7 protein-coding genes and 3 tRNA genes are annotated in these 11,587 nt (G+C 39.0%); 2 read left to right on the top strand and 8 right to left on the bottom strand.

Features of this window, described 5'->3' with window-relative positions; translation table 11 throughout:
* Positions 1-66 precede the first annotated feature (66 nt).
* The 8 genes from GNP81_RS10675 to GNP81_RS10710 all read right to left on the bottom strand — a co-directional run bounded on the left by GNP81_RS10675 (position 67) and on the right by GNP81_RS10710 (position 6,602).
* Positions 67-158 (bottom strand) — tRNA-Ser (locus GNP81_RS10675).
* A gap of 39 nt (positions 159-197) precedes the next feature.
* Positions 198-274 (bottom strand) — tRNA-Arg (locus GNP81_RS10680).
* A gap of 53 nt (positions 275-327) precedes the next feature.
* A tRNA-Ser gene (locus GNP81_RS10685) sits at positions 328-419 on the bottom strand.
* A gap of 215 nt (positions 420-634) precedes the next feature.
* A complete protein-coding gene (gene csrA / locus GNP81_RS10690) occupies positions 635-832 on the bottom strand; it encodes a carbon storage regulator CsrA (protein ID WP_005417777.1) in 198 nt (65 codons plus the stop codon).
* A gap of 81 nt (positions 833-913) precedes the next feature.
* Complete coding sequence (locus GNP81_RS10695) at positions 914-2,083, bottom strand: aspartate kinase (protein ID WP_336495446.1); 1,170 nt, start codon at positions 2,081-2,083, stop codon at positions 914-916.
* A gap of 12 nt (positions 2,084-2,095) precedes the next feature.
* On the bottom strand, positions 2,096-4,675 hold the full coding sequence (gene alaS / locus GNP81_RS10700; RefSeq protein ID WP_146864301.1) for an alanine--tRNA ligase: 2,580 nt from the start codon (positions 4,673-4,675) through the stop codon (positions 2,096-2,098).
* Positions 4,676-4,917: 242 nt separating this feature from the next.
* The gene (gene recA, locus GNP81_RS10705; protein WP_005417772.1) at positions 4,918-5,964 is read right to left on the bottom strand and encodes a recombinase RecA; all 1,047 of its coding nucleotides are present in this window, start codon (positions 5,962-5,964) and stop codon (positions 4,918-4,920) included.
* A 140-nt stretch (positions 5,965-6,104) separates the two neighbouring features.
* Complete coding sequence (locus tag GNP81_RS10710) at positions 6,105-6,602, bottom strand: CinA family protein (RefSeq protein ID WP_155671955.1); 498 nt, start codon at positions 6,600-6,602, stop codon at positions 6,105-6,107.
* Between the two features lie 107 nt (positions 6,603-6,709).
* On the opposite strand from GNP81_RS10710, the gene mutS reads away from it, so the two are divergent.
* The gene (gene mutS, locus GNP81_RS10715; protein WP_336495447.1) at positions 6,710-9,274 is read left to right on the top strand and encodes a DNA mismatch repair protein MutS; all 2,565 of its coding nucleotides are present in this window, start codon (positions 6,710-6,712) and stop codon (positions 9,272-9,274) included.
* Positions 9,275-9,482: 208 nt separating this feature from the next.
* Entirely contained in the window at positions 9,483-11,159 is a 1,677-nt protein-coding gene (locus GNP81_RS10720; protein WP_155674721.1) for an AMP-binding protein, read from the top strand.
* The last annotated feature ends 428 nt before the right edge of the window (positions 11,160-11,587 follow it).

Genomic DNA, 11,587 nt, shown 5'->3' on the forward strand with positions numbered 1-11,587 from the left:
GCTGAGCTACTAGCGCACACTAAATCTTTTGTATCGTTGCTGATTTATATCAACAACAATAAATAATGGCGGTGAAGGAGGGATTCGAACCCTCGATACGGGATAAACCGTATACTCCCTTAGCAGGGGAGCGCCTTCAGCCTCTCGGCCACCTCACCGTCTTGTTTTTCTGATAGAAATTCTATCAATTAAATTAATGGTGCGCCAGAGAGGATTCGAACCTCTGACCGCCTGGTTCGTAGCCAGGTACTCTATCCAGCTGAGCTACTAGCGCACAATAATTCTTTTGTGTTTTTGCTAATAATAAATATCAACATAAACAAATAATGGCGGTGAAGGAGGGATTCGAACCCTCGATACGGGATAAACCGTATACTCCCTTAGCAGGGGAGCGCCTTCAGCCTCTCGGCCACCTCACCGTCTTGAGGAGGCACATATTACGGTTTACCAAAAATATGTCAATCACTTCTTAGTAAAAAATAACGCTTTTTCGTTTAACCGTCTATGAAACGACCAAAATGGATAAAAATAAAACGTTATACCGAACTTGTGTCTCTTATTTTGTTCATTTTTATCAATGAGTAAAAGACAAAAACAAACAAGGCTGACAATGTCAGCCTATATTCATACGAAATTAAAAGTTGCCTTGCGAAGCCGCAGGTGTACCTTTTTCCGCTTGAATGCGCATATAAATCTCTTCACGGTGAACAGATACTTCTTTAGGTGCATTTACACCAATACGTACTTGGTTGCCTTTAACGCCTAGTACAGTAACTGTTACTTCGTCACCAATCATCAGAGTTTCACCTACACGGCGAGTCAAAATTAGCATTCGAATGCTCCTTGAGTTATCTCAGTATTATAATAAATGTATGTATCGTCCGTTATCGCTTATTTTCATAAACGTCTTTGCTCAAGAAACAGCGACCAAAAGATCATTATCTTGTGATTGCTCTGTAATAACAAACGTTTTATGTAAAATTTCGGCCGCTCGGTGTAAATCAGCTTGATTTACGATAACCGACACACTTTTTGGCTCAATATCATATTGATGAACATCAATATCATTTGCCAATAGTTGATTGCAAGCAGACTCTGCCATCCCTTCAACATTATCTCCGACTAACGTCAGAATTGATAAGCTACTAATATTGCGTATTTTAGTATTAAATGCCAGCTTCAATTGTAAAAAAGTCGCTTTAGGTACAACAATTTGAAAACAATCACATCTTTCATTTAACACCCTATACTGTTTATAGAGTTCTGCTTGCTCTTCGACTGAAATATTCTCACATTCAACCAAAGATAAATCTTGTTTTAGTGCTAATCCAGTTACAGCTAAAGGTTGTTTTGGATTCTCACAAATTAGCGTTCCTTCACCATCCTCAAATGAGGACAATACTCTCAATGCTACCGATGAATTCCAAGCATGAGCTACTGAGTGCTCTTGAAGAACTTTGGCTCCAGATTTCGCTAATGCGTGCATATCAGAAAAAGAGACTTCTTCTAAACGACGCGTATTAGATACAAAACGAGGATCTGAGGTATATACCCCATCAACATCAGTAAAAATCTGACACTCATCCGCATCTAGTGCAGCGGCAAGTGCTACTGCTGTGGTATCAGAACCACCTCGACCTAATGTAGTGATATTACCTTGATCATCTCGACCTTGGAAACCCGCTACAATAACAACATACCCCTTATCAACCCATTGAGTGATAAGGTTCGTCTCAATATGCTTAATTGTCGCATCATTGAATGAATTATTGGTATGAATTCCTGCTTGGTCAGCGGTTAATGATATTGCTTTTATGCCCTTTTGATTTAAAGACATTGCCAATAATGCAATAGAAACTTGCTCACCCGCTGAAAGTAGCATATCCAATTCACGAGGCTCAGGCACCTCACTTATTTGATTTGCTAAATGCAGTAGTCGATTTGTTTCTCCTGCCATGGCAGAAACCGCAACAACGACATCATGCCCTTGTTGCAGTGTTGATATGATACGTTCGGAAACAGATTGGATCCGTTCAACGGATCCAACTGATGTACCACCATACTTTTGTACGATTAATGCCACTGATACGACCTATTACAGACGCTCAGTTAGCCAAGCTTCAACAGAAGCAAGTGCATTTGGTAATGCTTCAGCATCAGTACCGCCAGCTTGAGCCATATCTGGGCGACCGCCGCCTTTACCACCAACTTGTTGTGCAACCATATTCACTAATTCACCAGCTTTAACTTGGCCAATAAGATCTTTTGTTACACCAGCAATTAAACCAACTTTACCTTCGCTAACATTACCTAACATGATAATACCGCTACCGATTTGGTTCTTAAGTTCATCAACCATGCCACGAAGTGCTTTATTGTCAGCACCATCTAATTGAGCAACAAGCACTTTTGTACCTGCAATTTCTTGTACTTTATTGATAAGACTAGCACTCTCTTGAGACGCTAATTTATCTTTAAGTTGTTGAATTTCTTTTTCAAGTTGTTTTGCTTTTGATGCTGCTTCGTTCAGCTTTTTATCTGCCGCTTTTTGTTGAGCTTCGATTGCATCTAGTGCAGCCTCACCTGTAACCGCTTCAATACGACGGATACCCGCAGCAATACCACCTTCTGATGTGATCTTAAACAAACCAATATCACCAGTGCTTGATGCGTGAATACCACCACATAATTCAGTTGAGAACTCTCCCATAGAAAGAACTCGAACTTCATCATCGTATTTTTCACCAAATAGAGCCATTGCGCCTTTTTCTTTCGCCGCATCGATATCCATTAGGTCAGTTTCAATGGTGTGGTTTAAACGAATTTGTTGGTTAACAATACGTTCAACTTGACGTAGCTCTTCAGCTTTAACAGCTTCAAGGTGTGAGAAGTCAAAACGTAGGTTTTCAGCTTTAACTAGCGAACCTTTTTGCGTTACGTGTTCACCTAACACTTGACGAAGTGCTGCGTGCAATAGGTGCGTTGCTGAGTGGTTCAAGATAATTGCAGCACGACGAGTCTCATCAACTTGAGCCATCGCATGATCTGCTTTAGATAGAACACCTTCTACCAATTTACCATGATGACCGATCGCATTGCCGATCTTATGTGTATCTGTAACAACAAACTTACCCGTTTCAACCGTGATAATGCCGGCATCACCACATTGACCACCTGACTCAGCATAGAAAGGCGTTTGATCTAGGATAAGAATAGCTTCGTCGCCTGCTGATAAGGCATCAACTTCTTCGCCTTCACGGAATAATGCAACAACTGATGCTTTTGCTTCTGTTGAGTCATAGCCATGGAATACAGTTTCAGATTCTACTTTAATTACCGCATTGTAATCAGTACCAAATTGGCCTGCTTCACGAGCGCGTTGACGTTGCTCTTCCATCGCCTTTTCAAAACCATCTTCATCGATAGTTAATTCACGCTCACGTGCAACATCATTAGTTAAGTCAGCAGGGAATCCGTATGTGTCATACAGTTTAAATACGGTCTCACCATCAAGCACAGTACCTTCAAGGTTATCTAATGCTTCATTTAGAAGTGCCATACCACGCTCAAGAGTACGACCAAAGTTTTCCTCTTCAATCTTCAGTACTTTTTCAACAAGCGCTTGTTGTTTTTTCAGCTCTTCACCTGCTGTACCCATGATTTCAGCTAATGGGCCAACCAGTTTATAGAAGTAAGAACCTTTAGCGCCTAGCTTGTTACCATGACGTACTGCACGACGAATAATACGACGTAACACATAACCACGACCTTCATTCGATGGCATAACGCCGTCAACGATTAGGTATGAACAAGAACGAATATGGTCAGCAACCACACGTAAAGATTGGTTTGATAAATCATCGTAACCAATTACTTTTGCCGCTTCTTTAATTAGCGTTTGGAAAATATCGATTTCGTAGTTTGAGTGAACACCTTGCATAATTGCAGCAATACGTTCAATACCCATACCAGTATCAACAGAAGGTTTTGGTAAAGGCTCCATCGTGCCATCAGCATGACGGTTAAACTGCATAAATACGTTGTTCCAGATCTCGATAAAACGGTCACCATCTTCTTCAGGAGTACCTGGACGGCCACCCCAAATGTGCTCACCGTGATCGTAAAAAATTTCTGTACAAGGACCACAAGGACCTGTATCACCCATCTGCCAGAAGTTATCTGAAGCATATGGTGCGCCTTTATTGTCGCCAATACGTACGATGCGATCAGCTGGAATACCCATTTCTTTATTCCAGATTTCAAATGCTTCGTCATCAGTTTCATACACAGTAACTAATAGACGATCAGCAGGTAGCTCTAGACGTTCTGTTAAGAATTCCCATGCGTATTTAATAGCATCTTGCTTAAAGTAATCACCAAAGCTGAAGTTACCTAACATTTCAAAGAATGTATGGTGACGAGCAGTGAAACCAACATTTTCTAAATCGTTGTGCTTACCACCAGCACGAACACAACGTTGAGCTGTTGTTGCACGAGTATAGTTACGCTTCTCTGAACCTAAGAAACAATCTTTAAATTGGTTCATACCGGCGTTAGTAAACAGAAGAGTTGGATCATTTGCTGGAACTAGAGAAGAACTCTCAACAATTTGGTGTCCTTTGCTTTCAAAAAAAGCAAGGAACGCACGGCGGATCTCGTCAGTGCTCATATACATGTGGATATTCCTGATTGAATCGTAGTTTAACTCACTCTTGTACTCATTAGGACAAGCAGTGTTTTTTAGACAGAATTTCGCACATTGTATACGCAAATGAGAGTGAAATATAGATAAGTACAGCGATCAAATGAGGAATAAGGAAGGATTTACAGAAACGTCTTAAGAATACAAATAGCTAGATATAAAAAAGCCAAACACTAAGGTTTGGCTTTTAAAAAATATTATTGAAAAACTATAACTTAAAACTCTTCGTTTTCTTCAATTTCTGGAGCTGCATCAGTCTCTGGCTTTTCTTCTGCTGGAGTCAGTAGCATTTCACGTAATTTCTTATCTAGCTCTGCTGCTACTTCAGTATTCTCACGCATGAATTTTGATGCGTTTGCTTTACCTTGACCAATCTTATCACCATTGTAGCTGTACCATGCACCCGCTTTATCAACCAACTTATGTTTAACACCTAAGTCAATTAATTCACCTTCACGGTTAAAACCTTGGCCGTACATGATTTGAGTTTCAGCTTGTTTAAATGGTGCTGCAATTTTGTTTTTAACAACTTTAATACGAGTTTCGTTACCAACAACTTCATCACCATCTTTTACTGCGCCTGTACGGCGAATATCAAGACGAACTGATGCATAGAACTTAAGTGCATTACCACCAGTTGTTGTTTCAGGGTTACCAAACATTACACCAATCTTCATACGAATTTGGTTAATGAAGATTGCCATACAGTTTGACTGTTTTAGGTTACCCGTTAGTTTACGCATTGCTTGAGAAAGCATACGAGCTTGAAGACCCATGTGGCTATCGCCCATTTCGCCTTCAATTTCAGCTTTTGGTGTTAGTGCTGCAACGGAGTCAATAACCATTACATCAACAGCCCCAGAACGCGCTAACGCATCACAGATTTCTAAAGCTTGCTCACCCGTATCTGGCTGAGAAACTAATAATTCATCAATATTAACGCCAAGTTTTTTAGCGTATACAGGATCTAGAGCGTGCTCAGCATCAATAAAAGCACATGTTTTACCTTCGCGTTGCGCAGCTGCAATCAATTCTAGAGTCAGTGTTGTTTTACCCGAACTCTCAGGGCCAAAAATCTCAACGATACGACCCATTGGTAAACCACCAGCACCTAGAGCAATATCAAGAGATAAAGAACCAGTAGACACAGTTTCAACATCCATTGTGCGGTTGTCGCCCAATTTCATGATTGAACCTTTACCAAATTGTTTTTCAATTTGACCTAATGCGGCGGCCAGTGCTTTTTTCTTGTTATCGTCCATTTGATTCTCCAGATTTCTAGATCACTAAATCAGTTAATGACCAGTAGTATACTGTCTATTTGTACAGTGTCTATAGCTTTGCTATTTTTTTTCTGCTTTTTTCTGAGCTATCTCACTACACAACAAGCTAAATAATTGAATTAATTAAACTCTTCTAAACGATTCTTGATTGTAAGAAATGCAAATTCTATCGCTTTCATTCTAACTTCACTGCGTTCACCAGTAAAATATACAGTAGTTTCTTTGGTCCACTCATTTTTATCTGCAAAACCAAAACATACCGTCCCAACTGGTTTATCTTTCGTTGCTCCACCAGGACCTGCAATACCACTAATTGATACTGTAATATCAGACTTACTGTTTAATAATGCACCGTCAGCCATTTCTCTTACAACTTCTTCACTAACCGCTCCATAACGTATTAAGGTATCTAGTTTTACTCCTAATGAGTCTTGTTTTGCCTCATTGCTATAAGTAACAAAACCGCGTTCAAACCAAGCGGAACTTCCAGCATTTTCAGTTGCACAAAACGCAACACCACCACCAGTACATGACTCTGAACATGACATCATTTTGCCTTGGTCTACTAATAATTCACCCACTTTTTGTGCTAACTGTATATTTTGCGTCATATCCATTAGATTCTTCCTATCTTAGTTCGAAATTTATCTATTCTATCTTTGATTGCCGTCTCGATTCACGTATTCTTAGCTGCAAATATATTCTTCACTTATTAGGTCTCGTTGTGGCAACAAAATCAACTGAAAAACATACCCCAATGATGCAACAGTATTTGCGTTTAAAATCTGAAAACCCTGATATCTTACTGTTTTATCGTATGGGCGATTTCTATGAACTTTTCTATGATGATGCCAAGCGTGCTTCACAACTTCTTGAAATATCCTTAACCAAGCGTGGTTCTTCCGCTGGCGAACCAATACCAATGGCTGGTATTCCTTATCATGCGGTTGAAGGTTATTTAGCCAAATTGGTTCAACAAGGTGAATCCGTTGCTATTTGTGAGCAAATTGGTGATCCTGCAACAAGCAAAGGTCCTGTTGAACGTAAAGTTGTACGCATTGTTACTCCGGGCACCGTAACAGATGAAGCTCTATTGCCAGAAAGATTCGATAACCTTATTGCTGCTATTTATCATCATAAAGGGCAATTTGGTTATGCTACGCTAGATATTACATCAGGCCGATTCAAAGTATCTGAACCTAATACTGAAGAAGCCATGCTTGCTGAATTACAACGCACTGCGCCAACAGAGCTGCTATTTAGTGAAGACTTTGAACCTGTTCACCTACTTGAAAAACGCAATGGCAATCGCCGCCGTCCTGTATGGGAATTTGAACTTGATACTGCAAAACAGCAGCTGAACAATCAATTTGGTACTCGTGATTTAGTTGGCTTTGGCGTAGAAAAAGCAGAGTTTGGGCTTTGTGCTGCTGGTTGTTTAATTCAATACGTAAAAGATACGCAAAGAACCACTCTTCCGCACATTCGTTCTATTATTATGGATCATCAAGATGACTCTGTAATTTTAGATGCAGCAACTCGTCGTAATCTAGAAATCACTCAGAACCTCGCAGGTGGTTTTAATCATACTTTAGCAGAGATCTTAGATCACACCTCAACAGCGATGGGCAGTCGCTTACTTAAACGCTGGCTACACCAACCAGTAAGAACGCACGATGTATTAAACCAACGCCTTGATGCTATTGGTGAGTTAAAAGAGAGTGGCCTATTTGCAGACATAGCACCTCAACTTAAAAACATTGGTGATGTAGAACGTATTCTTGCTCGCCTTGCTTTACGCTCAGCAAGACCACGAGATCTTGCTCGCTTACGTAATGCATTGCAACAATTACCAGAACTATCTCAAACTACTCAAGAATTTCAGCAAGCTCATTTATTAACGCTTGCGGCATCTTCTCAGCCTATTGACTCTATTTGTGAGTTATTGGAGCGAGCAATTAAAGAAAACCCACCAGTAGTTATTCGTGACGGTGGTGTTTTAGCGGATGGTTACAATGAAGAATTAGATCAATGGCGTGATCTTGCGAATGGTGCTACGCAATACTTAGAGAAACTAGAGCAAGAAGAGCGTGAGCGCCATGACATTGATACCTTAAAGGTGGGTTATAACAACGTACACGGTTTTTATATTCAAATCAGTAAAGGTCAAAGTCACAAAGCACCTGCTCACTATGTACGCCGCCAAACACTTAAAAATGCAGAACGTTATATTATCCCTGAACTTAAAGAGCACGAAGATAAAGTGCTTAACTCAAAATCAAAAGCGCTCGCAATTGAAAAGAGATTATGGGAAGAATTATTTGATCAACTGCTTCCTCATCTAGAACAGTTACAATCAATGGCGAATGCAATTTCAGAGCTTGATGTATTAAGTAACCTTGCAGAACGAGCAGATACTTTAAATTACTGCCGTCCAGTACTAACCAAAGAAACCGGCATTAATATTGAAGGCGGTCGTCATCCAGTTGTTGAACAAGTAATGAGTGACCCATTCATCGCTAACCCAATAAAACTGAACCCAGATCGTAAAATGTTGATCATTACCGGTCCAAACATGGGCGGTAAATCCACTTATATGCGTCAAACTGCACTCATTGCATTAATGGCTCATGTTGGTTGTTATGTTCCTGCAGACTCTGCAAAAATTGGAACGTTAGATCGTATCTTTACTCGTATTGGTGCATCGGATGATTTGGCATCAGGTCGTTCAACTTTCATGGTTGAGATGACAGAAACGGCAAATATTCTTCATAATGCGACCAAACACAGCCTTGTCTTAATGGACGAAATTGGACGAGGTACAAGTACTTATGATGGTTTATCTTTAGCTTGGGCAAGTGCTGAATGGTTAGCAACAAAAATCAATGCAATGACATTATTTGCGACTCATTACTTCGAGTTAACAGAGCTGCCAAACCTATTTACCGGTTTAGCTAATGTTCACCTTGATGCTGTTGAACATGGGGATGAAATTGCTTTTATGCATGCGGTTCAAGAAGGCGCAGCAAATAAATCTTATGGTCTTGCCGTTGCTTCTTTAGCTGGCGTACCTAAAAGTGTAATTAAGAAAGCGAAACAAAAATTACAGCATTTAGAAAGTGGACAAGTATCTGTTCCTGCAACAAGTGCAACGGTAAAAGAAGAGCATCAACTCTCTCTTATCCCTGAAATAAGTGAAGTTGAAGAAGCATTAGCGAATGTTAACCCGGATGATTTAACACCTCGTCAAGCACTTGAAGAGTTATATCGTTTAAAAGCGCTTTTATAAATTTAGCCCCTACTTTAGACACAATATTCTATTCCTAAAAGCCTGCTTTTATATGCAGGCTTTTTTATACCTATCAATCATCAAACTTTAGTGTAAATACTCATTTATAAAGTTCTCATTATTTTGATTAAAATTTGACTGATCTAACAAAACGATATTTACTTAACATTATATTAACAACAAATAATAATAATCGCAGGATGCAGCCATGAATCAGCCATTTTTTGACCACAAAACCAATCCTCAACTTCCTCATGAAGCTATGCTCGAATGGGCAGAGAAAAAGCCACATGACCTATTTCTTCGCCAAATAAAAAACAGAGAATTTACAGACTATTCTTTTGCTGATGTTGTTGATAAAGCATTGCGCCTTGTGAGTGCACTGCAAGAGATGGGAATTAAACCAAAAGACAGAGTCGCACTAATATCTAAAAACTGTGCCGAATGGTTTATCACTGATCTGGCCTTAATGTTAGGTGATTTTGTAAGTGTACCTATTTTTCCAACTGCCGGACTCGATACCATAGAACATTGTTTAACTCACAGTGAAAGTAAAGTACTTATCGTAGGTAAACTTGATAATAGTGAAGCAACGCAACAAGCAATCACTAACTTACCCAATATATTAACCATCGCCTTTGATTATGATTCGGCTGCCGAATGCCAATATCAATTTGAAGTTTTATTGGCCACTCATAGCCCTTCTAATTTTAAAGCTGAGCATAATGACAATACATTAATGTCTATTGTGTATACCTCTGGTACTTCAGGTTTACCAAAAGGGGCAATGCTGACCTTTGGTGGATTCAGTCACGCTTCAAAACATTTAATTAATCACATTGGTATGCAGCAAGATGATAGGCTCTTCTCTTATCTTCCTTTAGCTCACATCACTGAGCGAGTATATATTTTAGGTTCAGCTTTCTTTGGAGGGATCCAAACCGCCTTTCCTGAATCCTTAGATACTTTTATTGATGATGTAAAAATGCACCGCCCAACTTTATTTATTTCAGTTCCACGTTTATGGACGGTTTTCCAACAACGTATTCAAGATAAGTTACCACAAAAGAAATTAGCTATTTTATTAAAAATCCCATTTGTCAGTGGATTAATAAAACGTAAGTTAGCAGATGGCTTAGGACTTGATAAAGCACGTGTACTAGGCTGTGGTTCTGCTCCTGTATCTGCAAGTTTATTAAAATGGTATGAGAGTATAGGTCTAAACATTACCGAAGCGTGGGGAATGACAGAAACTTTTGCCTATAGCACACTAAATCATCCATACCGTTCAGATAAAGTCGGTAGTGTCGGTGCCGCTGGTCCTGGTGTTGAATTAAAAATTGCAAACGATGAAGAAATTTTAGTTAGAGGTGACAGCCTCTTTGCTGGTTATTATAAAAATGATGAAGCAACTGCTGAAACCTTTAATAAAGATGGATGGCTTCATACAGGTGATATTGGATCTATTGATTCAGAGGGATTTTTAACTATCCAAGGTAGAAAAAAAGACACATTCAAAACAGCTAAAGGAAAATTCGTTGCTCCTGTACCAATTGAAAAACGAATCTTTGATTTAAGTAACCTTGAAATGATGTGTTTAATTGGCTCTGGTCTACCTGGTCCTATTTTATTAGCTGTACCTCATGCTTATCCTAATTTTGATCAAGCTCGTTATGAGAAAACCGCTCTTAAAAACCTTGAGACAATTAATGATGGTTTAGAGTCACATGAAAAGCTAAAAGGCATCTTAATGATAAAAGAGCCTTGGAGCATTGAGAATGGCATTTTAACGCCCACTTTAAAAATAAAACGCCACGTACTAGAGAAAAAGTACCATGACTTTGCATCTAGCTGGCCTCAAGATAAAAAAATAATCTGGGAATAATCAAATAAAATCAACACTTAACACGTAAAAACAAGATGATAACTAAATAAAAACAACAAAAGCCTTAAAAACAATACTTTAAGGCTTTTATTTTCTCTATACCATTTAATACTGGCTAATAGCTCAGCGTTTTCCATTCTAAACGATCAGCTTTCATTAAAATAAAAAGCATCCTCGCCTCTTTTATACCCACAAAAGACAAAAAACAGGGCCAACAATCCATTTTTGATAAAATAAGAAACAAGGCAACCGTTTAACAAAAAACATAACCAATAAATCAAAACCAATAAACCATTACAATACAAAGAGATAAATAAAAAACACTCTAAAATAAAGCTAAAACGAACATTACATTATTGACAATAATATAATTTTCTTTAGACTCTCGTCCGTTTGTCAAAAACCTGACCAAAATACATTCAATACAG

It is taken from the genome of Aliivibrio fischeri (genome assembly GCF_009727955.1).
GTDB classification, from domain to species: domain Bacteria; phylum Pseudomonadota; class Gammaproteobacteria; order Enterobacterales; family Vibrionaceae; genus Aliivibrio; species Aliivibrio fischeri_A.

Coding starts and splice junctions, on each gene's coding strand:
- csrA (WP_005417777.1), bottom strand. CDS start 832: ATGCTAATTTTGACTCGCCGTGTAGGTGAAACTCTGATGATTGGTGAC.
- alaS (WP_146864301.1), bottom strand. CDS start 4,675: ATGTATATGAGCACTGACGAGATCCGCCGTGCGTTCCTTGCTTTTTTT.
- recA (WP_005417772.1), bottom strand. CDS start 5,964: ATGGACGATAACAAGAAAAAAGCACTGGCCGCCGCATTAGGTCAAATT.
- GNP81_RS10710 (WP_155671955.1), bottom strand. CDS start 6,602: ATGGATATGACGCAAAATATACAGTTAGCACAAAAAGTGGGTGAATTA.
- GNP81_RS10720 (WP_155674721.1), top strand. CDS start 9,483: ATGAATCAGCCATTTTTTGACCACAAAACCAATCCTCAACTTCCTCAT.